The sequence below is a fragment of the Pseudomonas sihuiensis genome (assembly GCF_900106015.1).
In the GTDB taxonomy this organism is placed as follows: Bacteria; Pseudomonadota; Gammaproteobacteria; order Pseudomonadales; family Pseudomonadaceae; genus Aquipseudomonas; species Aquipseudomonas sihuiensis.
Genome location: NZ_LT629797.1, coordinates 4,820,900 through 4,843,896, shown reverse-complemented (window position 1 = coordinate 4,843,896; position 22,997 = coordinate 4,820,900). Strand labels below are relative to the sequence as shown.

Annotated in this window: 19 protein-coding genes, 2 tRNA genes and 1 pseudogene; 4 read left to right on the top strand and 18 right to left on the bottom strand. The window is 62.2% G+C overall.

What is annotated here, in order from left to right; translation table 11 throughout:
• Positions 1-58 precede the first annotated feature (58 nt).
• On the top strand, positions 59-787 hold the full coding sequence (locus BLT86_RS22680) for a class I SAM-dependent methyltransferase (RefSeq protein WP_017678678.1): 729 nt from the start codon (positions 59-61) through the stop codon (positions 785-787).
• 121 nt (positions 788-908) lie between these two features.
• On the opposite strand, the gene BLT86_RS22675 is transcribed toward BLT86_RS22680, so the two are convergent.
• The gene (locus BLT86_RS22675) at positions 909-3,206 is read right to left on the bottom strand and encodes a YgiQ family radical SAM protein (RefSeq protein ID WP_092379781.1); all 2,298 of its coding nucleotides are present in this window, start codon (positions 3,204-3,206) and stop codon (positions 909-911) included.
• Positions 3,207-3,481: 275 nt separating this feature from the next.
• Here BLT86_RS22675 and BLT86_RS22670 point away from each other — a divergent pair, with 275 nt between their 5' ends.
• On the top strand, positions 3,482-5,389 hold the full coding sequence (locus BLT86_RS22670; RefSeq protein ID WP_092379778.1) for a diguanylate cyclase: 1,908 nt from the start codon (positions 3,482-3,484) through the stop codon (positions 5,387-5,389).
• On the opposite strand, the gene alr is transcribed toward BLT86_RS22670, so the two are convergent.
• From alr to rnr, 8 genes are all read right to left on the bottom strand, one after another.
• Positions 5,390-6,466 carry an alanine racemase gene (gene alr, locus BLT86_RS22665; protein WP_092379775.1) on the bottom strand — a complete coding sequence of 359 codons (1,077 nt, stop codon included), beginning with the start codon at positions 6,464-6,466 and terminating at the stop codon, positions 5,390-5,392. It lies immediately after the preceding gene.
• 152 nt (positions 6,467-6,618) lie between these two features.
• Complete coding sequence (dnaB, locus tag BLT86_RS22660) at positions 6,619-8,013, bottom strand: replicative DNA helicase (RefSeq protein WP_092379773.1); 1,395 nt, start codon at positions 8,011-8,013, stop codon at positions 6,619-6,621.
• Between the two features lie 117 nt (positions 8,014-8,130).
• A complete protein-coding gene (gene rplI, locus BLT86_RS22655) occupies positions 8,131-8,577 on the bottom strand; it encodes a 50S ribosomal protein L9 (RefSeq protein ID WP_017678673.1) in 447 nt (148 codons plus the stop codon).
• A 21-nt stretch (positions 8,578-8,598) separates the two neighbouring features.
• A complete protein-coding gene (locus BLT86_RS22650; protein ID WP_004423255.1) occupies positions 8,599-9,492 on the bottom strand; it encodes a YybS family protein in 894 nt (297 codons plus the stop codon).
• Between the two features lie 36 nt (positions 9,493-9,528).
• A complete protein-coding gene (rpsR, locus tag BLT86_RS22645; protein WP_003246847.1) occupies positions 9,529-9,759 on the bottom strand; it encodes a 30S ribosomal protein S18 in 231 nt (76 codons plus the stop codon).
• 28 nt (positions 9,760-9,787) lie between these two features.
• A complete protein-coding gene (gene rpsF / locus BLT86_RS22640; RefSeq protein WP_003246846.1) occupies positions 9,788-10,210 on the bottom strand; it encodes a 30S ribosomal protein S6 in 423 nt (140 codons plus the stop codon).
• A gap of 174 nt (positions 10,211-10,384) precedes the next feature.
• The gene (rlmB, locus tag BLT86_RS22635; protein WP_017678672.1) at positions 10,385-11,137 is read right to left on the bottom strand and encodes a 23S rRNA (guanosine(2251)-2'-O)-methyltransferase RlmB; all 753 of its coding nucleotides are present in this window, start codon (positions 11,135-11,137) and stop codon (positions 10,385-10,387) included.
• Positions 11,134-13,641 carry a ribonuclease R gene (gene rnr / locus BLT86_RS22630; RefSeq protein ID WP_017678671.1) on the bottom strand — a complete coding sequence of 836 codons (2,508 nt, stop codon included), beginning with the start codon at positions 13,639-13,641 and terminating at the stop codon, positions 11,134-11,136. The genes rlmB and rnr overlap by 4 nt, the downstream gene beginning before the upstream one ends.
• Before the next feature lie 207 nt (positions 13,642-13,848).
• Between rnr and BLT86_RS22625 the strand changes: the two genes are divergently transcribed.
• Together BLT86_RS22625 and BLT86_RS22620 are read left to right on the top strand one after the other, a co-directional pair.
• A tRNA-Leu gene (locus tag BLT86_RS22625) sits at positions 13,849-13,935 on the top strand.
• 84 nt (positions 13,936-14,019) lie between these two features.
• Positions 14,020-14,106: transfer RNA gene (locus BLT86_RS22620), tRNA-Leu, on the top strand.
• A 124-nt stretch (positions 14,107-14,230) separates the two neighbouring features.
• On the opposite strand, the gene BLT86_RS26500 is transcribed toward BLT86_RS22620, so the two are convergent.
• The 9 genes and pseudogenes from BLT86_RS26500 to hfq form a co-directional block, all read right to left on the bottom strand.
• Complete coding sequence (locus BLT86_RS26500) at positions 14,231-15,115, bottom strand: methyl-accepting chemotaxis protein (protein WP_408003034.1); 885 nt, start codon at positions 15,113-15,115, stop codon at positions 14,231-14,233.
• Positions 15,089-15,256 (bottom strand): annotated as a pseudogene (locus tag BLT86_RS26495) (HAMP domain-containing protein); the annotation flags it as partial. The pseudogene BLT86_RS26495 and the gene BLT86_RS26500, both read right to left, overlap by 27 nt.
• Positions 15,257-16,326: 1,070 nt before the next feature.
• Complete coding sequence (locus BLT86_RS22610; RefSeq protein ID WP_072423279.1) at positions 16,327-17,622, bottom strand: adenylosuccinate synthase; 1,296 nt, start codon at positions 17,620-17,622, stop codon at positions 16,327-16,329.
• 56 nt (positions 17,623-17,678) lie between these two features.
• On the bottom strand, positions 17,679-18,866 hold the full coding sequence (locus BLT86_RS22605; protein ID WP_092379769.1) for an ATP phosphoribosyltransferase regulatory subunit: 1,188 nt from the start codon (positions 18,864-18,866) through the stop codon (positions 17,679-17,681).
• A 37-nt stretch (positions 18,867-18,903) separates the two neighbouring features.
• A complete protein-coding gene (locus tag BLT86_RS22600; protein WP_092379767.1) occupies positions 18,904-19,089 on the bottom strand; it encodes a DUF2065 domain-containing protein in 186 nt (61 codons plus the stop codon).
• Between the two features lie 105 nt (positions 19,090-19,194).
• Complete coding sequence (gene hflC, locus BLT86_RS22595; RefSeq protein ID WP_017678667.1) at positions 19,195-20,064, bottom strand: protease modulator HflC; 870 nt, start codon at positions 20,062-20,064, stop codon at positions 19,195-19,197.
• Complete coding sequence (gene hflK, locus BLT86_RS22590; protein WP_075745215.1) at positions 20,064-21,230, bottom strand: FtsH protease activity modulator HflK; 1,167 nt, start codon at positions 21,228-21,230, stop codon at positions 20,064-20,066. The genes hflC and hflK overlap by 1 nt, the downstream gene beginning before the upstream one ends.
• Positions 21,231-21,327: 97 nt before the next feature.
• Entirely contained in the window at positions 21,328-22,629 is a 1,302-nt protein-coding gene (gene hflX, locus BLT86_RS22585; RefSeq protein ID WP_092379765.1) for a ribosome rescue GTPase HflX, read from the bottom strand.
• Positions 22,630-22,641: 12 nt separating this feature from the next.
• Positions 22,642-22,902 carry an RNA chaperone Hfq gene (gene hfq / locus BLT86_RS22580; protein WP_003459200.1) on the bottom strand — a complete coding sequence of 87 codons (261 nt, stop codon included), beginning with the start codon at positions 22,900-22,902 and terminating at the stop codon, positions 22,642-22,644.
• Between the last annotated feature and the right edge of the window lie 95 nt (positions 22,903-22,997).

Below are 22,997 nucleotides of genomic sequence, written 5' to 3'. Positions count from 1 at the left end.
AGCCCCTATCGGCAAGCAACAGACTACGAACACTTCCGCAGCCCAAGGACAGGCCGCCATGCACACCCTTGAACGCATCTATCCCTTGAAGATGGATGATCGCCTGGCCGCCGACCTGGCCACTCTCGAGTTGCACATGCAGCGCTACGAATTCGCCAGCGACGCGCTGACAGGCTCGCGCGTGCTCGATATGGCGTGCGGCTGTGGATATGGCAGTGCATTGCTGGCCGAACGGCATCCGGACAAGCAGATCACCGGTATCGACATCGATCCCGAAGCCATTGCCTACGCGCAGGCGAATTATCAGCGACCCAACCTGCGCTATCAGTGCGCCAATGCCGAAACCTTCGCCGACAGTTCAGGCTTCGACAGCATCGTCAGCCTGGAAACCATCGAGCATCTGCCAGACCCGCTGCGCCTGGCAGAAAACCTCGTACGACTGCTGGCCCAGGGCGGCCGTATCATTGCCTCGGTGCCGACCACACCGACACTCGACGGCAACCCGCACCACCTGCATGACTTCAGCCCGGCCAGCTTCGCGCGCCTGTTCAGCCGCCATGGGCTGCACCCGCATGAGCGTTTCGAGCAGATCCAGCGCTGGGAGTTTTCCGGGCTGTTCAAGAAGTCAGCGAAAAAGGAGGTACGCCAACACCGCTCGGAAGGTGTCGGCAATGCAGTGCTGGCGTATTACCGCAGCCACCCGTTTTACCTGTTCAGGCGCTTGTGGTCGATCCTGCGCTATGGCCCGAGCAATCGCTACCTGACCTGCCGTTTCAGCACGGATTGAGACAAGCCGCACGTCACGGCGACGGTGGTGGGCTGAAGCCCACCCTACGAGGCGCTGGCTAGGGCTTCTGCAACGAAAAAGCCAGCACTGTGCTGGCTTTTTCGTGAGTGCTGCTGATGATTCAGCGCGGTACTGCGGGCTTCTTCCCAGGCTTCTTGCCCTTGCCTTTGCCAGCGCCAGCACGTTCACGCGCGGCTTGCTGGTTACGCGCCTCAGCCGCCGCCTTGGCCTGCTCACGCTTGTCCCAGGGCTTGCTGCCATCACTGGCACGAGGCGGTAGCCCCGTGTGCTGAGTGAGCATCTTGCCTGCATTACCCGCCTTCTTGCTGCCGACCGGCGTGGAGTTCTTGCGTCGGGCGCTCTGGTACTCGTCGCTCTGCGGCTGGTAGGTGGGGATCAGTTGATGCTTGCCATTGCCGATCAGATCGCTACGGCCCATGCGCTCCAGCGCTTCACGCAGCAGCGGCCACCCTTTCGGATCGTGATAGCGCAGGAAGGCCTTGTGCAGGCGACGCTGCTGCTCGCTCTTGACGATCTCCACGCCATCGCTCTTGTAGGTGACCTTGCGTAGCGGGTTCTTGCCCGAGTGGTACATGGCCGTGGCCGTGGCCATCGGCGACGGGTAGAAGGCCTGTACCTGGTCGGCGCGGAAGCCGTTGCGCTTGAGCCACAGGGCGAGGTTCATCATGTCCTCGTCGGTGGTGCCCGGATGAGCGGCGATGAAGTACGGGATCAGGTACTGCTCCTTGCCCGCCTCTTTCGAGTACTTCTCGAACATCTGCTTGAAGCGGTCGTAGCTGCCGATACCCGGCTTCATCATCTTGTCCAGCGGGCCGCGCTCAGTGTGCTCCGGGGCGATCTTGAGGTAACCGCCGACGTGGTGGGTCACCAGCTCCTTGACGTACTCCGGTGACTCGACGGCCAGGTCGTAGCGCAGGCCAGAAGCAATCAGAATCTTCTTCACGCCCGGCAGCGCACGCGCCTTGCGGTACAGCTCGATCAGGGAGGAGTGATCGGTATTGAGGTTCTCGCAGATACCGGGGAACACGCACGACGGCTTGCGGCAGTGCTTCTCGATCTCCGGGTCCTTGCAGGCGATGCGGTACATGTTGGCGGTCGGCCCGCCGAGGTCGGAGACCACGCCGGTGAAGCCCGGCACCTTGTCGCGCATTTCCTCGATCTCACGGATGATCGACTCGTGCGAACGGTTCTGGATGATGCGGCCCTCGTGCTCGGTGATCGAGCAGAAGGTGCAGCCGCCGAAGCAGCCGCGCATGATGTTCACCGAGAAACGGATCATCTCGTAGGCCGGGATCTTCTCCTTGCCATACGCTGGGTGCGGCACACGCGCATAGGGCATGCCGAACACGTAGTCCATTTCCTCGGTGGTCATGGGGATGGGTGGCGGGTTGAACCAGACGTCCACCTCGCCATGCTTCTGCACTAGCGCGCGAGCGTTGCCCGGGTTGGTTTCCAGGTGCAGCACGCGGTTGGCATGGGCGTAGAGCACAGGGTCGTTGCGCACCTTCTCGAACGACGGCAGGCGGATCACCGTCTTGTCGCGGGTCATGCGCGGGCTTTCGAGAATCTGCACGACCTTGGCTTCATTCGGGTCTTCGACCGGCCCTTTGGCCTGCTCGATGGCGCAGGCCTCGGTGTCCTGCGTATTGACGTAGGGGTTGATGATCTTGTCGACGCGGCCGGGGCGATCGATACGGGTCGAGTCGACCTCAAACCAGCCCTCGGGCGTATCGCGGCGGATGAATGCAGTACCGCGCACATCGGTGATGGCCTCGACCTTCTCGCCTCGCGACAGGCGCTGGGCGATTTCCACCACGGCACGCTCGGCGTTGCCGTAGAGCAGGATGTCGGCGGTGGCGTCCATCAGGATCGAGCGGCGCACCTTGTCCTGCCAGTAGTCGTAATGGGCGATACGGCGCAAGGACGCCTCGATGCCACCGAGCACCACCGGCACATGGGTATAGGCCTCCTTGCAGCGCTGGCTGTAAACCAGGCTGGCGCGGTCGGGGCGCTTGCCGGCGAGACCGCCGGGTGTGTAGGCGTCGTCGGAGCGGATCTTCTTGTCTGCGGTGTAGCGGTTGATCATCGAGTCCATGTTGCCCGCCGCCACGCCGAAGAACAGGTTCGGCTCGCCGAGCTTCATGAAGTCGTCTTTGCTGCGCCAATCCGGCTGGGCAATGATGCCGACCCGAAAGCCCTGAGCCTCGAGCAGGCGACCGATGATGGCCATGCCGAACGAAGGATGATCGACATAGGCATCACCGGTAACGATGATGATGTCGCAGCTGTCCCAGCCAAGCTGATCCATCTCTTCCCGGCTCATCGGCAGGAAGGGCGCAGGCCCGAAACACTCGGCCCAGTACTTGGGATAGTCGAACAACGGCTTGGCGGCTTGCATAATTTTTGATCAGCGGGCTATCACGAGGGGCGCGGATGATAGCACAAAAATTGACCAAACCAGACTATCGCACTGGGTTTAATGATGCCGCGCAAGCCACGAAAAAATGGGCGCCGCTCCCTTCCATGCAGGGCTAGCCAAGATGCCATCCGGATAACAAGAAGGATGAAAGTAGCCGCCATGGCTGAGCAGTAGCCTAATGCCATATTTGTTTACGTCGGATAACAATCCTGAGCATATGCTCAGAAAATCGGCCAGCTGTTTTCGGGAAACCCATGCTGCAGCGCCATATCCTCCTGCTCGTTGTTTTGCTGGGCTTGTCCGCTTGCGGCCTGGCACACGCATCCATGGTGCTCACCGACGCCAGTAGCGGCATGCCGCTCAATGCCCATATCGAGCTACTGGAGGATACTCAGGGCACACTGAGCATCGACAACATTTCCGCCCCCGAACAGCAGGCACGCTTTCAGCCCGCCAATGGCCGCGCCAGCGTTGGCCAAAGTCTGAACCCCTGGTGGGTCAAACTCACCCTGCAGCGTGATGAGCAGGCACCCGAGCGCTGGGTGCTGGAAGTCGGCTCGGTGACCCAGCTCGACCTGCAGCTCTACCAGGCCGATGCACAGGGCGGCTGGCAACTACGACAGGCTGGCGAACGCGTGCCATTCACCGAGAGCCGCGACCATCCCTACCGCCGCATGGTGTTCGACCTGCCCGCGATTGGCGAGCAGCCCATGACCCTCTATCTGCGCGCCTTCGATCCGGCGGGTAACTCCTTCCCCCTGCGCATCTGGCAACTCGAAGACCTCACGCAACTGGCAGCCCGCGAGAACCTGGCGCTCGGCGCGATCTATGGCGTGGTCTTCGCGCTGCTGCTGTACAACCTGTTCATCCTTATCTCGCTGCGCGACAAGGCTTATTTCTGGTACGTACTGACTACCGCCTTCGCCTTGCTGTTCATCATGAGCATGACCGGCCACGGCGCGCAGTACCTGTGGCCGAATCATGCGGTACCGCCATGGCTCGACCGCATTACCCTGCCATCGCTGTGGGGGCTGTTCGCCAGCCGCTTCACCCAGGCCCTGCTGCAAACGCGTATCTACGTGCGCTGGGCGCATCACCTGCTGAATATGGCCTGCGTGATCTATCTCATCGCCATCGTCCTGAACCTGTTCGAGCAGCGTTACCTGGCCGCATGGGCCATCGCCCTGCTCTCACTGACCAGCATCCCCGCTGCGTTGGGCAGCGCCCTGATCCGCTGGCGCCAGGGCTTCTTCCCGGCGCTGCTGTATCTCTACGGCTACGGTCTGGTCCTGGGCAGCGTCAGCATCCTCCTGCTGCGCACCACCGGCGTGCTGCAACCAGCCGAGTGGAACGCTCACATCTTCCCGCTGGCCGTGGCCGCCGAATCCATCCTGTTCTCCTTTGCCCTGGCTTATCGCATCCAGATACTCAAGCAGGAACGCGCTGTCGCGCTGCAGCAGGCGGACCGCGAGAAGACCGCACGCCTGGCCCAACTGCAGGCCAGCGCCGACGAACTTCAGGCGGCAGTGACCATGCGTACCGCTGAACTGGCTGCAACCAACGAGCAGTTGCGCGACCGCGAGCGCGAACTGCAGTACGCCGCCTTCCACGACTCGCTCACCGAACTGCCCAACCGTCGCTACCTGGTCGAGCGCTGCGAATCAGCCCTGGCGCACGCCGAGCGGCACAAGGAAAGCATCGCGTTGCTGCTGATCGATCTGGATCACTTCAAGCCGATCAATGACCGTTTTGGCCACGCGGCTGGTGATCTGATGCTGCAGGTAATTGCCAGGCGCCTGCGTGAACATGTGCGCGCCGGTGATGCGGTGGCCCGCCTGGGCGGCGATGAGTTCGCCGCGCTGATCTGTGGCAGCGATGCCGAAAGCCAGGCCCGGGAAATTGCCGAGCGCCTGCTGGCTGAGCTGGCGACCCCCGTGCACTACGGCGCCGAACGTCTGCAGGTGACCATCAGCATCGGCGTGGCGCTCTATCCGCGCCATGCGAAGAACTTCACTGGCATTTACAAAGCAGCCGATACAGCTCTTTACCGGGTCAAGGAGCAAGGGCGTTCGGGCCTATGCGTGCATGGCGACGATGGCGAGCTCAGCGAGCAGGCCTGCCTGGAGCTGGACGTACTGAAAGTCCCGAGCGGGCTGGCCTGATCAGCCGATATAGCGCCGAGGCACCCGCGCGGTGACCTTGGTCAGCAACTCGTAGCCGATGGTGCCGCACGCTGTGGCCACCTCATCCACCGGCAATTGGCTGCCCCACAGCTCCACCGGCGAGTCGATATCGGCCTCGGGCAGGTCCGTGATATCTACCGCCAGCATGTCCATCGACACCCGGCCCGCCAGCACAGCACGCTGCCCCTCGACCAGCACCGGCGTGCCGCTGGGCGCATGGCGCGGATAACCATCGGCATAACCGCAGCTGACCGTGGCAATACGCGAAGGCCGCTCGGCCACCCAGGTCGCGCCATAACCAACGCTCTCACCGACCGCCACCTCACGCACGGCGATCACACGCGCAGCCAGGGTCATGGCCGGTTTCAGGCCGAGCTCACGCGCACTCAGTTCGGCGAACGGTGTGGCGCCATAGAGCATGATGCCGGGGCGCAGCCAGTCCATATGCGCGGCAGGAATGGTCAGCACGGCCGCCGAGTTGGCCAGTGAGCGATGGTTGAAATCCAGATCCAGCACCTCGAGAAAACGCTCGACCTGCAACTCGGTGAGCGGGTGATTGCGCTCGTCGGCGCATGCGAAGTGGCTAAGCAGGTTGAGCTCTGCCACTTGCCCCGCATCTTCCAGCCTGGCGTGCCACTGACGCAGACTGGCAGCCTCAAACCCCAGACGATGCATACCCGAGTCCAGCTTTAGCCAGACATTGAGCGGGCGCACCAGTTCACTGGTAAGCAGCGCCTCGGCCTGCGCTGCACTCCGCAGCACCACATCCAGGCCCAGCTGCGCAGCAATGGCGTATTCACTGGCCTCGAAGCAACCTTCGAGCAGCAGAATGCGCGCTTGACCATGCATCGCCCGTACCTCTGCGGCCTCCTCTAGGCAAGCCACGGCAAAACCATCGGCGACATCGTGCAGCGCCGTCACCACCTCGCGCACGCCATGCCCGTAGGCATTGGCCTTGACCACCGCGAAGGCCTGACGCCCGGGCGCGCAGCGCTTGGCGGCGGCGTAGTTATGAGCGATGGCGGAAAGGTCGACGATGGCGGCAAGCGGACGCATGACAGAAGGCCTGAACGAAAAACGGGCGCCCATCTTAACCGCTGGGCGCCCGTTTTCATTGATCTGGAGCGTATCCGGGAGCTTCTGCGCCGAGAGCCCCGGATTGCATCCGGGCTACAGAACTCGCCCCTACTACGCCCGGGCTGAGAATCTCATTCGTCTTCGAACTGGTAGCTACCCGGCGCCAGGTTCTCGAAACGAGAATACTTGCCGAGGAAGGCCAGACGCACGGTGCCGATGGGGCCGTTACGCTGCTTGCCGATGATGATCTCGGCCACGCCCTTGTACTCGGTCTCCGGGTGATAGACCTCGTCTCGGTAGACGAACATGATGATGTCGGCGTCCTGCTCGATCGCTCCGGATTCACGCAGGTCCGAGTTCACCGGGCGCTTGTTGGGGCGCTGCTCCAGCGAGCGGTTGAGCTGCGACAGGGCGATGACCGGGCAGTTGAATTCCTTGGCCAGGGCCTTGAGCGAGCGCGAGATCTCGGAAATCTCGTTGACCCGGCTGTCGCCGCTGGAGCCGGGAATCTGCATCAGCTGCAGGTAGTCGACCATGATCAGGCCGATCTCGCCATGCTCGCGCGCCAGGCGCCGCGTACGCGCGCGCATCTCGCTGGGGGAAATGCCCGCCGTATCGTCGATAAACAGCTTGCGGTCGTTGAGCAGGTTGACCGCGCTGGTCAGGCGCGGCCAGTCGTCGTCGTCGAGCTGACCGGCACGCACCTTGGTCTGGTCGATGCGCCCCAGGGACGCCAGCATACGAATCACGATGGATTCCGAGGGCATTTCCAGCGAGTAGACGAGGATCGCCTTGTCGCTGCGCATCAGGGCGTTTTCCACCAGGTTCATGGCGAAAGTGGTCTTACCCATCGACGGACGACCGGCGACGATCACCAGATCGGCCGGCTGCAGGCCGCTGGTCTTGCCATCCAGATCATCGAAGCCGGTGGACAGACCGGTGATCGCGTCACCGTTGTTGAACAGCGTGTCGATGCGGTCAATGGCCTTGACCAGAATGTCGTTGATACCCACCGGCCCACCGGTCTTGGGGCGGTCTTCGGCGATCTGGAAGATCAGGCGCTCCGCTTCGTCGAGAATTTCCTCGCCGGTGCGGCCTTCCGGGGCGTAGGCACTGTCGGCAATCTCGTTGCTGATGCTGATAAGTTTGCGCAGCGTGGCGCGCTCACGAATGATCTGCGCATAGGCCTTGATGTTGGCCACCGACGGCGTGTTCTTCGCCAGCTCGGCGAGATAAGCCAGGCCACCAACCTGCGATAGCTGCCCTTCCTTGTCCAACTGCTCGGACAGGGTCACCACGTCGAAGGGTTCGTTACGCTCGGCCAGCTTGAAGATGGCGCGGAAGATCAGGCGATGGTCATGGCGATAGAAATCGACATCCGACACCCCATCGAGCACGCGCTCCCAGGCATTGTTGTCGAGCATCAGGCCGCCGAGCACTGCCTGTTCCGCCTCGATGGAGTGCGGCGGCACTTTCAGGGCGGCAGTCTGCAGGTCGTATTGCTCGGGAATGCTGATGTCGTTCATAGGCTCGGGGAGAAAATGCTGCGATAGAAAAACAAAGGGCACGGATCGCAGAGCGATACCGTGCCCGATTGTCAGCAGACCTACGCTACAGCGCAAGCCCGCTTGGCGGCTACTTGATTAAGCAGCGACCACAACCACCTTGACGGTGGCTTCGACGTCGGTGTGCAGGTGCACAGCTACGTCGTATTCGCCAACCTGGCGAATGGTGCCGTTCGGCAGACGAACTTCAGCCTTGGCCACTTCAACGCCGGAGGCGGTCAGGGCGTCAGCGATGTCGTGGGTGCCGATGGAACCGAACAGCTTGCCTTCATCGCCAGCGGTGGCGGTGATGGTGACTTCCAGTTCAGCCAGCTGAGCAGCGCGAGATTCAGCGGAAGCTTTCTTCTCGGCAGCAGCTTTTTCCAGCTCGGCGCGACGTGCTTCGAAAGCAGCAACGTTGGCTTCGGTGGCAGCGGTGGCTTTGCCTTGCGGCAGCAGGAAGTTACGGCCGTAACCGGCTTTAACGTTCACTTTGTCGCCCAGGTTGCCCAGATTGGCGATTTTTTCCAGCAGGATGACTTCCATTTGGGTCTTACCTCTTAACTTTTAACCTTCACCGTTCGCAGAGCCCGGGCCGTTCTTGCGCGCCAGGCGACCGCGAAAATCAAACAGACTGTCGACGATGGCCAAGACCACCAGTAACGGATAGATCAGCTGCATGAACAGCAGGAGCGTGATGTACATGCCCACCAGCCAGAAGCGAGCGAGCCCACCCTTCTCCACCAGGCCGTGCACCAGGGCGATCCCGGCGAACAGCAGCGGCACACTGCACAGCGGCGTGAGCATGGCCAACTGCGGCCCCAGATTGGGACCTAGCATCATGCCCGCCAGCAGCAACAGCGCCTGCGGCAGCGACAGTCTCAGCGCGCGAAACTCGCGACCAAAACCGCCAGGGTTGTACAACACGGCCTGCCAGTAACGCCCAAGGATCAGGCTCAGCAAGCTCAGAATCTGCAGCAAGGCTGCCAGCAGTCCGGTCAGCACCGGTGCGATCAGTGCCTCGAGACGCTCGCGTTCACCCACCGACAATTGCTGGTGAGCCCCATCGAACATGGTTGGCAGCAGCTTCTGCAGCTCACCAGCCATGGCCGCGATGGGTTCGCGGAACACTGCCCCAAGGACAAATCCATACACCAGGCCCAGTGCCACACTGCTCAGCAGTATGCGGTTCCAGGTCCAGTTGGCGCGCAACAACAACGCCAACCCCAGCGCGCCGACCAGCACCAGCAAGGTGCGCGGTTCGCCGAAATACCACCAGGCAATCGCCGGTAGCATGGCCCAGGCCAGGATGCCGATGGCATCACTGGCTCCACGCCGCAACAGCACCAGGCTGCCAGCGGCGGCACTCAACCAGAACAACAGCGGCATCGCTGCCGATCCCACCACCACGAGGGTGGCCTGCATACGGCCGCGCATGATGTATTCAGCCAGGGCGCGCATGCGATCTATTCCTTAACTCTTGTCGACTGTCCGGTCTCAGCGGCCGTGGCTGTCGGTGTAGGGCAGCAGGGCCAGGAAGCGGGCGCGCTTGATAGCGGTGGCCAGCTGACGCTGATAACGAGCCTTGGTACCGGTGATACGGCTAGGAACGATCTTGCCGGTTTCCGAGATGTAGGCTTTCAGGGTGTTGAGATCTTTGAAATCGATCTCTTTCACGTCTTCAGCGGTGAAGCGGCAGAATTTACGACGACGGAAGAAACGTGCCATGTGATTGGCTCCTCAATAGATCCGTGGATTACTCGTCAGCGTTGTCGCTGTCGTTGCTGTCGCTGTCATCGCCGTCGTTGGATTCGGCGTTTTCAGGACGTTCACGACGCTCGCGGCGCTCACTGCGGTTTTCTTCGGCCTTCAGCATCTCGGACTGGCCAGTGACGGCCTCGTCGCGACGGATGACCAGGTTACGGATCACGGCGTCGTTGTAGCGGAAGTTGTCTTCCAGCTCGGCCAGGGCCTTACCGGTGCACTCTACGTTGAGCATCACGTAGTGGGCTTTGTGGACGTTGTTGATGGCGTAAGCCAGCTGACGACGGCCCCAGTCTTCCAGGCGGTGAATCTTGCCACCGTCTTCTTCGATCAGCTTGGTGTAACGCTCGACCATGCCGCCGACTTGCTCGCTCTGGTCCGGGTGAACCAGAAAGATGATTTCGTAATGACGCATAAATGCTCCTTACGGGTTGTAGCCTGCCAACTAAGGTGGTCAGGCAAGGAGTGGGTTTTCTCGTGATGAGCTTGCCAGGCGGTAGGCACGAAAAGGCCTGCCGTCACGGCAAGGGGCGCCATTCTAGAGAAGCCCCCTGCCGCACGCAAGACGAATTGGCGATTATTTGAGCAGTCAGCCCTTGCGCTGGGCCTGACGCTGACGCACCGCTTCGAACAGGCAGACCCCAGTAGCAACCGAGACATTGAGGCTGCTGACACTGCCGCCCATGGGCAGCTTGACCAGGTAATCGCAATGCTCGCGGGTCAACCGGCGCATGCCCTTGCCCTCGGCCCCCATGACCAGCACCGTTGGCCCGGTCATGTCCTGCTGATAGACCTCCAGCTCGGCCTCACCGGCCGTACCAACCACCCACAGGCCACGCTGCTGCAACTTCTCCAGACTGCGCGCCAGGTTGGTCACCGCCACCAGCGGAATCACCTCGGCAGCACCGCAGGCCACCTTGCGTACCGTGGCGTTGAGGGTGGCCGATTTGTCCTTGGGCACGATCACCGCCAACGCGCCGGCGGCATCTGCCGTGCGCAGACAAGCCCCCAGGTTGTGCGGGTCGGTCACGCCATCGAGCACCAGCAGCAAAGGCGGGCCTTCGCAGCGATCGAGCAACTCTTCGAGCATCGCCTCGCCCCAGACCTGACTGGGGCTGACATCGGCAACCACACCCTGATGCACACCCTCGACCCAGGCATCCATCTCACGGCGCTCGCACTGCCCCACTTTTACGCGAGACTGCGCAGCCAGCTCCAGCAAGGGCTGCACCCGAGGATCACTGCGACCATCGGCCAGCCAGACCTGCTTCACCCGTTTGGGGTGATGACGCAGCATGGCCTCTACGGCATGTACGCCGTAGATCTTTTCCAGATCACTCATGACTTGGCCTTACGCTTGCGCGGTTTACCGGCAGCTGGCGGGGCACTTTCACCACGCCCGGAACCTTTGCGCGCACCGCCGGCCGGCTTGCTCGCCGACTTGCCGGCAGCACCTTTGCCACTCGCACCCTTGCCAGCCTTGGCGCCAGCCAACAGCGCCTTCTTCACGTCCCGGCTTTTCTGCACGTCGGTATTGCCCATGCCGCTCGGTTTGCCGCCGCGACGCGCATCATCACCCTTGCCGGCCTTGTCCTGGCTCAGCTCGAAGTCGATCTTGCGCTCATCCAGATCGACGCGCATCACCTTGACCTCGACGCTGTCGCCAAGACGGAAGCTGCGGCCGCTGCGCTCGCCGGAGAGGCGATGGTGAACCGGGTCGAAGTGGTAGTAGTCGGCCGGCAGCGCGGTCACATGCACCAGACCCTCGACGTAGATATCGCGCAGCTCGACGAAAATGCCAAAACCGGTCACGGCAGTGATCACACCGGCAAAGGTCTCACCGACACGATCCTGCATGAACTCGCACTTGAGCCAGTTGACCACGTCGCGGGTCGCTTCGTCGGCACGGCGCTCGGTCATCGAGCACTGCTCGCCGAGCTTTTCCAGGGTCGCTTCGTCGTACGGATAGATACGCGCCTTGGGCATGACTGCCGCACCGGCACGCTCCACGTGCTTGGTGTCGCGCTTGGAACGGACCACGCTGCGAATGGCACGGTGCACCAGCAGGTCGGGATAGCGACGGATCGGCGAGGTGAAGTGGGTATACGCCTCGTAATTGAGGCCGAAGTGCCCTTCGTTCTGCGCGCTGTACACCGCCTGACTCAGCGAACGCAGCATCACGGTCTGGATCAGGTGATAGTCCGGGCGCTCGCGGATGCTTTCCAGCAGGCGCTGATAGTCCTTGGGTGACGGACCATCCTTGGATTTGCCACGCTGCAGCGACAACCCCAGCTCACCGAGGAAGGCCTTGAGCTTCTCCAGGCGCTCCGGCGGCGGGCCATCGTGCACGCGATACAGCGACGGGATCTCGTGATCCTGCATGAAGCGCGCGGTGGCCACGTTGGCGGCCAGCATGCACTCCTCGATCAACTTGTGCGCATCGTTGCGCTGGGTCGGGCGGATCTCCGCGATCTTGCGCCCTTCGCCGAAGATGATGCGGGTTTCCTGGGTCTCGAAGTCGATGGCGCCGCGCTCGTGACGAGCGGCGACCAGTACCTGATACAACGCGTAGAGCTGATTGAGGTGCGGCAGGACTTCCTTGTACTCGCTGCGCAGGGACTTACCCTCGCTGCTCTTGGGATCTTCCAGCATCAGGCTGACCTTGTTGTAGGTCAGGCGCGCATGGGAGTGGATCACTGCCTCGTAGAACTTGTAGTCGACCATCTGGCCGCTCTTGGACATGGTCATTTCGCAGACCATGGCCAGGCGATCGACATGCGGGTTGAGCGAGCACAGGCCGTTGGACAGCTCCTCCGGCAGCATCGGTACGACGCGCTCGGGGAAATACACCGAGTTGCCGCGCTCGACCGCCTCGGCATCCAGCGCCGAGCCGACCTTGACGTAGTGCGAGACGTCGGCGATGGCCACGTAGAGTTTCCAGCCACCGGAGAACAACTTCCAGCGGCTGCTGTTCTTCTCGCAGTACACGGCATCGTCGAAGTCGCGGGCGTCTTCACCATCGATGGTGACGAAAGGCAGATGGCGCAGGTCGATGCGCTTCTCCTTGTCCTTCTCCTCCACCTCAGGCTTGAGCTTGCGCGCTTCCTTGACTACCGCCTCGGGCCAAACGTGCGGGATGTCGTAGCTGCGCAGCGCCACGTCGATCTCCATGCCCGGCGCCATGTAGTTGCCGATCACCTCGACAATGTCGCCCTGCGGCTGGAAACGCTGCGTAGGCCAGTGAGTGATCTTGATCTCGACGAACTGGCCGATGCGCGCACCGGCAGTGCGCCCTGGGGTGACCAGCACTTCCTGCTGGATCTTGGGATTGTCGGCGACGACGAAGCCGATGCCGTTCTCTTCGTAGTACCGGCCGACGATGCTCTCGTGCGCGCGCTCGATCACCTCGACGATGCCGCCTTCACGACGGCCACGGCGATCGAAACCTGCCACCCGCACCAACGCCCGATCACGATCGAACACCAGGCGCATCTGCGCCGGGCTGAGGAACAGGTCGTCACTGCCGTCATCCGGCACGAGGAAGCCGAAGCCATCACGATGGCCACTGATGCGACCGCAGATCAGGTCGAGCTTGTCCACCGGGGCATAGGTGCCACGACGGGTATAGATGAGCTGACCGTCGCGCTCCATGGCGCGCAGTCGGCGTCGCAGTGCCTCGAGCTGATCGTCGGTATGCAAACCGAACTCTTCGACCAGTTGTTCACGACTGGCAGGCGCGCCGCGCTCGGCCAGATGCGAAAGGATCAGCTCACGGCTGGGGATGGGGTTGTCGTATTTTTCCGCCTCGCGGGCGGCCTCGGGATCGAGGGATTGCCAATCGGCCATGTAAGGAGGATTACCTGTGCTTATCTATAGAGGTGTATGCCATCTGCCTATTGAAGCGCGAAAACGTCATTCAAGGCAGCTTTTCCGGCGACAATAATTTTTTTGGGGTCAGGGGTTTACAAGGTAAATGCCCGCCCGTATAGTTCGCGCCCACAGCGTCGAGCAGACGTTGTAACACGAAGCAGATGATGATTCATCGGTTTCTGTGCCCAGGTGGCGGAATTGGTAGACGCGCTGGTTTCAGGTATCAGTGACTTAACGGTCGTGGAAGTTCGAGTCTTCTCCTGGGCACCAAATTTCGTGAAGTGGCTTGATAACCCACTTTACAAATAAACGGATGCAACGCTCCGTGTCGGCAACGACGAACATTGCTGCAGTGCCCAGGTGGCGGAATTGGTAGACGCGCTGGTTTCAGGTATCAGTGACTTAACGGTCGTGGAAGTTCGAGTCTTCTCCTGGGCACCAAATTTCAAAAAACCGAGCCAATGGCTCGGTTTTTTATTGCCCACGAAAAAGCGCGCCACCTCGCAAGGTGCGCCGCTGCGCGCACCCGCCAAGACCTTAGAGCAGCGAGGTGCGCACAGCCCCCCTACACTTTGAACTGCCCCAGACTGGCCTTGAGCTGCGCTGCCAACTCATCCAGCGCTCGCGCGTTACCCGCAATCGCCGCCACCGCCTCGGCCGCACGCTGCGCTTCGGCATGGATGGTCTCGACACGCCCGCGTACCGCTCCAGCTCCTTGCGCCTGGTGTGCCGCTGCCTGAGTCGCTGCATTGATGGCGCCATGCACTTCATCCACCGACTGCTGCACCGACTGCTGCAGACGCGCACTGTCACGCAGCACCTGCAGACCTTCACTACCTTGCGCGCCCGCCTGGGCGATGGCGGTGACCGCCTCCTGCGCGCCCCGCTGCAGGGCAGCGATATGGGTCTGGATATCGCCGGTTGACTGCTGAGTCTTGCTCGCCAGCGCCCGCACCTCGTCAGCCACCACAGCAAACCCACGACCACTCTCGCCAGCGCGTGCCGCCTCGATGGCGGCATTGAGCGCCAGCAGGTTGGTCTGCTCGGCGATGGACTGAATCACCGTCAGCACCACCTCGATCTGCTCGCTCTGCTTGGCCAGGCGCTCGATCACCGCCGAACCATCGGCCACCCGCGCCACCAAGCCCTCGATCAGCGTGGACAGACGCTGAGCGATAGCCGCGTTCTCGTGCGCCGCCTGGCGGATGGTGTCGACGCGCTGCAACGCGTCCTGCATGGCCTGGCTTTCCGCCTGCGCCTCGTCGGCCATTTGCTCCAACGCCTGCAGGCTGCCCGCCACCTCATCGCGCTGCCGCCCGGCAGCCGCCTCGGCCGCCACGCCGCGCTGAGTCAAGCTGCGAATCTGCTCACCGGTACGTAACGCCACCTCACCCGACTCACGCACGATGGGCTGCAGCTTGGCGATGAAGCGATTGACCGCATCGGCCATCTCGCCGACCTCGTCCTGACTGTCGATGCTCACGCGCCGCGTCAGATCGCCCTCGCCCGCCGCCAGGTCATTGAGCGCTGCACTAAGCAAGCGCAAGCGACTCAGCACTCGCCAACCCAATACAAGGGCGACCACTAGCATTGCCAGCGCCCCCACGATCAACAGGCCGAGGGCGATGTTCCAGCGCAGCGAATCCGCCGCCACGCGCACCGACTCACCACCGTTGCGCGCCATTTCCTGGGCGTAGCGCTCGGCCGACTGCAGACGCTCGCGCAGCGCACCGGTCGCCTCTTCGGAAGCGCCAGCCAGACTGCTGTCGACCAACTCACCCGCACCACTGACCAGCGCCGCGAAACGACCGTCCAGCGCCGTCAGCTCCTTTTCCACCAGATCCAGCGACAGGCCCATCTGCACCTTGCCGATCGACGCCCCCATCGGACTGATTTGCGCCTCGACCACGTATACACGCGGATCACGCGAGGCCGCCTCCACCAACTTATCCAGCGGCGAGTCACCCTGCCCGGCAGCGACCAGCTCGCGCACCTGCGCATTACTGCGATTGAAGTTGCGCGTCAGGCGCTTGCCTTCGGCGTCATAGATGATGGCGAACAGCACCGCTGGGTCCTGCTGGGCGATGCGCGTCAGTGCCGTGAGCGCTGGAATATCCAGATCCCAGATGGACTTCGGCGCCACCCCAGCCAGCAATTGCGCCAGCGCCTGGCCGGACTGCTTGAGATTGCCCTCGAGCACCGCACGCAGTTGCGCCTGCTCACTCTTCAACTGGCCAGAAAGCCCTTCGCCCAGGCGAGTGCGGGTACTGCTCGCCAACGCCGCAAGACCCTGGCTCATCTCGCGTTCAGCCATGTTCAGCTCTTCGCCAAGGCGGCGGCTCTCACCACCCAGGCGCTGCGCCAGATCCTCGACCATACCGTCGACCGAGGCGCGCATCAGCCAAACAGCCAAACCGACCTGCACCAACATGGCCAGGCCAAGCGCAACGAACACCGGGCGCAACAAACGGCTACGCAACATGGAAACGATGGCGAACACTGGGGACACTCCTCAACAACCGTAATAGCTATAACGGCGACTTCCGGGATTTATTGAATATAAGCAAAGCGCATGCCCAGCTCCCATGCAGGAGCGCCGGTACGGACGGGCACAAAAAAGCCGCCCGAAGGCGGCTCCTGTGCGACTCGAGAGCATCTCGATCAGGCAAACGGATGACGCAGTACGATGGTCTCGTTGCGATCCGGGCCGGTAGAGATGATGTCGATTGGCGCACCAACCAGCTCTTCCACACGCTTGATGTAGGCACGAGCAGCGGCCGGCAGGTCTTCCAGGGTCTTGGCGCCCAGCGTGGATTCGCTCCAGCCGGGCATTTCCTCGTAGACCGGCTGCAGGCCGATGTAGCTGTCGGCGTCGGTCGGCGCATCGACCAGCACCTGGCCGTTGGCATCTTTGTAGCCGGTGCAGATACGGATGCTTTCCAGACCATCGAGCACGTCCAGCTTGGTCAGGCACAGGCCGGAGATGCTGTTGATCTCGATGGCGCGACGCAGGATCACCGCATCGAACCAGCCGCAGCGACGGGCACGACCGGTGGTGGCGCCGAACTCGTGACCACGCTTGGCCAGGAAAGCACCGACATCATCGAACAGCTCGGTCGGGAACGGGCCGGAACCGACACGGGTGGTGTAGGCCTTGGTGATACCGAGGATGTAATCCAGGTACAGCGGACCGAAACCGGAGCCGGTGGCGATACCGCCAGCAGTGGTGTTGGAGCTGGTCACGTAGGGGTAGGTGCCATGGTCGATGTCCAGCAGCGAACCCTGGGCACCTTCGAACATGATGTCCTTGCCCTCACGACGCAGGTCATGCAGCACGGCAGTCACATCAGCCATCATCGGCTTGAGCAGCTCGGCGTATTCCATGCACTCATCCAGGGTTTTCTGGAAGTCGATGGCCGGCTCTTTGTAGAAATTGACCAGCTGGAAGTTGTGGTAATCCAGCAGCTCGCCCAGCTTGGCGGCGAAACGCTCGCGGTGGAACAGGTCACCGACGCGCAGGCCGCGACGCGCGACCTTGTCTTCGTAGGCCGGGCCGATACCGCGACCGGTGGTACCGATCTTGGCGTCACCGCGGGCCTTTTCGCGCGCCTGGTCCAGCGCCACGTGATAGGACAGGATCAGCGGGCAGGCCGGGCTGATACGCAGGCGCTCACGCACCGGTACACCCTTCTCTTCCAGCTTGGTGATTTCGCGCATCAGAGCATCGGGAGCGACGACCACACCGTTGCCGATCAGGCATTCGACGCCAGCACGCAGGATGCCGGACGGAATCAGGTGCAGGACGGTCTTCTCACCGTTGATCACCAGGGTGTGACCTGCGTTGTGACCGCCCTGATAACGCACGACTGCAGCGGCCTGCTCGGTGAGCAGGTCGACGATCTTGCCCTTGCCCTCATCACCCCATTGGGTGCCCAGGACGACGACATTCTTACCCATAAACTTGTCCTCTTCGCGCAAGCTTCGATGCCGGCTGCGAGCCGGCGAAAATGAATTCAGGACGCCAGGGGCGCCACCTGCCAACGTCCATCGCGCAGCGTCAACAGGCGATCACAGCCTGCTTCACGCGCATCCGCCTCGCTCTGCCCGGGCAACGCCTGTACCACGCGCTCGCCTTCACCACGCAGACGACGAACGGCCTGCCACAGATAGAGATCATGATTGTCCGGCGCCCAGACACCGCTGACCGCCTCATCCACATGCATGTCACCCAGGGTTACCAGGGTCTTCAGGTCCGTGGAGAAGCCAGTTGCCGGGCGCGCACGACCAAATACCGCGCCGGTATCGTCATAACGACCGCCTTGAGCGATGGCACCGCCCTCACCCGGCACGAAGGCCGCGAACACCACGCCGGTGTGATAGTTGTAGCCGCGCAACTCGCCCAGGTCGAAGTACAGCGGCAGCTCCGGATAGCGCAGCTCCAGCGCATCGGCGATGGCCACCAGCTCATCGAGCGCAGCGTGCACCGCATCCGGCGCCTCAACCAGAACGGCCCGGGCCAGATCCAGCACTTCCCGGCCGCCACACAGCTCGGCGAGCGAACGCAGCATGCTGCCCAGGCCCGCCGGCAACGCGGCGGTCAGGCTCTCGATCTCATCCATGGCTTTGCGCTGCAGCGCATCGAACAGTTGCTGCTCGGCCTCACCGGACAGACCGGCGGCACGCGCCAGACCACGGTAGATACCGACATGACCGAGATCCATGTGCACGTTCGGCACCGCAGCCAGCTCGAGGGTCTCGACCAGCAGGCTGATCACCTCGATATCGCTGGCCGGACTGGCGTCGCCATAGAGCTCGGCACCCAGCTGGATCGGGCTACGCGAGGTAGTCAGTGCACGCGGCTGCGCATGCAACACGCTGCCGGCATAGCACAGACGGCTCGGCCCCTCACGGCGCATGGTGTGCGCATCGATGCGCGCCACCTGCGGGGTGATGTCGGCACGAAAGCCCATCTGCCGACCGGACAGCGGATCGGTGACCTTGAAGGTACGCAGGTCGAGATCCTGGCCAGCGCCAGTCAGCAGGGATTCCAGGTACTCGATATGGGGGGTGACGACGAACTCGTAACCCCAACGTTGGAACAGATCCAGCACCTGACGGCGTGCCGCCTCGATGCGTGCCGCTTCCGGCGGCAGTACTTCTTCGATGCCATCTGGCAGCAGCCAGCGGTCTACCGTTGCCATTTCGCCATTCCCCTCTCGATCCGGGCGGCACAAGCCTTCAGTGAAGCAGATATAGAAGGGCCGAACCCAGCAGCATGCTGGCCAGCCCCATAAGGCGCAGTCGGCGGTCGGGCAGACGAGCTGCCTGCATGACCGCTCCGCGCCAATGGCGCGGATAGAGGAAGGGCAGGATGCCTTCCAGCACCAATACCAGACACAGTGCGATGCCGAGTTCCTGCCACATGATTCCCACAGACGCAAAAAAGCCGGGATTTTCCCGGCTGCCGCATGATACCACGTTTTACCTTGCGGTCACCCTGGCGACGCATCGCGCCGCCAGGGTTGCCGATCAAGGCCTGGATTTTTCCAGGTAGCGGAAGAAATCGCTGCCCGGGTCCAGCACCAGCACATCACGCTTGTCAGCGAAGCTTTCGCGGTAAGCCTGCAGACTACGGTAGAAGGAGTAGAACTCCTGATCCTGACCGAAGGCGTTGGCGTAGATGGACGCAGCCTGGGCATCACCGTCACCGCGCAGCTCTTCAGCTTCACGATAGGCTTCAGCCAGCAGTACGCGGCGCTGACGATCGGCATCGGCGCGAATACCTTCGGCCAGCTCACGACCCTTGGCGCGATGCTCGCGCGCTTCACGCTCACGCTCGGTGCTCATCCGCTCGAACACGCTGCGGTTCACTTCGCGCGGCAGGTCGATGGCCTTGACCCGAACATCGACCACTTCGATACCCAACTCACGCTCGGCGGCGCGGTTGAGGGTCGCGGTCACGTCAGCCATCAGCGCATCACGCTCGCCGGATACCGATTCGTGCAGGGTGCGCTTACCGAACTGGTCACGCAGCGATGCTTCCAGACGACGCGCCAGACGCTCATCAGCGACCTGCTTCATGCCCGAGGTGGACTGATAGAAGCGCTCGGCATCCTTCACCCGCCACTTGGCATAGGCATCGACCATCAGCGCTTTCTTCTCCAGGGTCAGGAAGCGCGAGGACGTCGAGTCCAGCGTCAGCAGACGACCGTCGAAGATACGCACCTGGTTGACGTAGGGGATCTTCACATGCAGGCCGGGCTGCACATCAGGCTGAACCACTCGCCCGAACTGCAACAGCACCGCACGCTCGGTCTGCGCCACGATATAGAAGCTGTTCCACGCCACCAGGGCCACAACCACGGCCACGATCAGGCCGATCAGGGACTTGTTGTTCATCAACGGCCCTCCCGGGTACGCAGGTTACGCTGCGACATATCGCTGCTCAGCGGCACGGCCGGATCACGCGCTGTCGAATTGCTGCTGTTGGCAGAACTGGAGGAAGAAGCACCACCACGGCTGTCGATCATCTTGTCCAGCGGCAGATAGAGCAGGTTGTTCTGCCCCTTGTCACCGGTGACCAGAACCTTGCTGGTGTTGCTCATCACTTCCTGCATGGTGTCGATGTACAGACGCTCGCGAGTGATCTCGGGCGCCTTGCGGTACTCGGCGACCAGCTTGGTGAAGCGATCAGCCTCACCCTGGGCACGAGCGATGACTTCATCACGGTAACCGTTGGCCTCTTCCAGCAGACGCTGGGCCTGACCACGCGCTTCCGGAATCACGCCGTTGGCGTAGGACTCGGCCTGGTTCTTCTCGCGTTGCTCGTCTTCACGGGCACGGATCACGTCATCGAAGGCTTCCTGAACCTCACGCGGCGCCGCAGCGCTCTGGATGTTCACCTGAGTGATGGTGATACCGGTGCGGTAGTTGTCGAGGAAACGCTGCAGGCGCTCACGCACCTCGCTGGCTATCAGCTCACGACCTTCGGTCAGCACCTGATCCATCTCGGTGGAACCCACCACATGGCGCACGGCACTGTCGGTAGCGTGCTGCAGACTGACTTCCGGCTGCTCGACGTTGAGCACGAAGTCCTGCAGGTTGCTCACCCGATACTGCACGGTCAGCGGCACTTCGATGATGTTCTCGTCTTCGGTCAGCATGGCGCCCTGCTTACTGTAGGCGCGCTCACGCGTGACGTTTTCCTGGAACTTGCGATCGATTGGCGGGAAATAGATATTCAGGCCCGGACCAACGGTCTCGTGGTACTTACCGAAGCGCAGCACCACGGCCTGCTCCTGTTCGTCCACCACGTAGATCGCGCTGTACAGCCATACCACCGCCAACAGGCCGAGACCGACGAACAGCAGGCCGAAGCCACCGCCGCCACTGCGACCAGAGTCGTCGTCACCACGTTTCTTGCCACCGCCAAACAGCCCGTTGAGGCTTTCTTGCAGCTTGCGGAACGCTTCGTCGAGATCCGGCGGCCCCTGCCGGCCACCGCCTTTGCGGCCGCCCCAAGGGTCTTGATTGTTCGAGTTGCCACCCGGCTCATTCCAAGCCATAGCGTTCTCCGTACTAATAAAGCGAAGGCGCGCCCACGGCGCGCCGGCCAATGCTACCCAAAGCCCTATGGTGACAGCAAAGCCACCGTCCCAGGCTTTATTGCAAAGTATGTTGCTCGATGAAGGTTTGAGGCTCCAAACCTTCGCGACTCACCAGGCGATTGAGCTCGACTCGCGGCAAACGTACCGCCAGCAAGCTGCGCCCCAACTCGTCATGTTCTTCGCTCTGCACCGCCCCCAACGCGAAGAACTGCGCACGCAGTCGCCCCAAACGTTGCGGCAGCTGCAGCGTGGCGACGAACAAATCTTCGCCCAACAGCTCCGCCACTGCTTGACGCAACAGCTCAAGACCACGCCCCTCGCGGGCCGACAACCAGACACGCAGCGGCTTGCCATCAGCATCGCGCTGGATCTGCGGCTCGACACCATCCAACAAATCCAGCTTGTTGTATACCTCGAGCATCGGCAACTCGTGTGCGCCGATCTCCTTGAGCACGTTCTGCACCTGCTCGATCTGCGCCATGCGCTCAGGCTCATGGGCGTCGATCACATGCAACAGCAGGTCGGAATTGCTCGATTCTTCAAGCGTAGCGCGGAAAGCCTCGACCAGCTTGTGCGGCAGATGGCGAATGAAACCCACGGTATCGGCCAGTACCACGGGACCCAGGTCGTCGAGCTGCAGACGGCGCAGGGTCGGATCGAGTGTGGCGAACAGTTGATCGGCCGCATACACCTCGGAGGTGGTCAGGGCATTGAACAAGGTGGACTTGCCGGCGTTGGTGTACCCCACCAGGGAGACCGATGGAATATCCGCGCGCCTGCGCCCACGGCGCGCCTGCTCGCGCTGACTGCGCACCTTCTCGAGCTTCTGCTTGATCTGGCGAATACGCACGCGCAACAAGCGGCGGTCGGTTTCCAGCTGGGTTTCACCCGGACCACGCAGGCCGATACCACCCTTCTGCCGCTCGAGGTGGGTCCAGCCACGCACCAGGCGCGTACTCATGTGATCAAGCTGAGCCAACTCGACCTGCAGCTTGCCTTCGTGAGTGCGCGCACGCTGGGCGAAGATATCGAGGATCAACCCGGTACGATCGAGCACACGACACTCGAAGGCGCGCTCGAGGTTGCGCTCCTGGCTCGGTGTCAGGGTGTGATTGAAGATGACCAGATCGGCCTCGACGGCCTTGACCTGGTCGCGCAGCTCCTCGACCTTGCCGCTGCCGATAAGGAACTTGGCAGTCAGACGACTGCTGGGCACGCTAAAGAAAGCGACCATGTCGGCGCCTGCCGACATGGCCAATTCCTGGAACTCCTGGGGGTCTTCGCTCGCCTCGGAGTCTTGGCCTTCCAGATGAACCAGGATGGCCCGCTCACCGCCCTCATGACGCTCGAAGAACAATGCAGCCCCCTATCAGGCGTTACCTGGCTCGCCATCGGCCTGCTCGGCATCGCCAGCACTCGGCAGGCGCACCGGACGGCTGGGTACGACGGTGGAAATGGCGTGTTTGTAGACCATCTGGCTGACAGTGTTCTTCAGCAGGATGACGAACTGGTCGAAGGATTCGATCTGGCCCTGCAGCTTGATGCCGTTGACCAGATAGATGGAAACAGGGACGCGTTCCTTACGCAGGGTATTCAGGTAAGGGTCTTGTAGCGAATGCCCTTTTGACATGTGCCGCACTCCTTTCGAGGATCAATTTCAATAATTTTAGTAGGTAAACAATGGCTTCAGGCCGTCCCACCCCCAAGGATAGACGACCAGCGGCA